Source organism: Pseudodesulfovibrio sp. JC047 (assembly GCF_010468615.1).
Lineage (GTDB): Bacteria > Desulfobacterota > Desulfovibrionia > Desulfovibrionales > Desulfovibrionaceae > Pseudodesulfovibrio.
Window position 1 is genome coordinate 1 of record NZ_WUEH01000076.1, and the last position, 516, is coordinate 516.

1 protein-coding gene is annotated in these 516 nt (G+C 50.8%); it reads right to left on the reverse strand.

Annotated features, from left to right (window positions below):
- Positions 1-503 (reverse strand): helix-turn-helix domain-containing protein (locus tag GO013_RS16730; RefSeq protein ID WP_163813179.1); only part of this gene is annotated, 503 nt, incomplete at its 3' end.
- Positions 504-516 lie beyond the last annotated feature (13 nt).

The window sequence follows — 516 nt, forward strand, 5'->3', positions numbered from 1 at the left end:
CGGGCAATGCGGTCGATCAAGTCTCGGCGCAAGGTGGACTTGCCGGAACCGGACTCTCCGACGATGGCCATAAATCCGCCGTGCCGCGCCGTGTGGTACAGGGCCTCGCGGACGTAACGGATTTCGTTACTCAGGAATACATCCTTGTGGCCTTGAACTTCGCCGAATGGGTTGTCCATCAAGCCAAAATGACGTTTCGTTTCAGGGAACAACCCTTGCATTCTCAACAACATAATACTTTCCTCCTTCGTTTTACTTTCAACGGATTTTGTTTTTTCCTTTGCACGAGATTTACGAAACAAGTGTTTGACCTTGTTCTTATTCGCATTAACCTTGCGCAACTCCTTCCTAATGGCGGCCTGAAGATCGGTTTTCTTCGTCTTTTTCGGCCACCGGTCGTGGTTGACGATATCGCTCACGGCTGCCGGAGAGAGGTCCAATCCTCGCGCCAGGTCTCGCTGTGAGAGTCCGCAAATATCAAGTAACTCCTTCAATTTGGTCATTGTCTAACTCCCG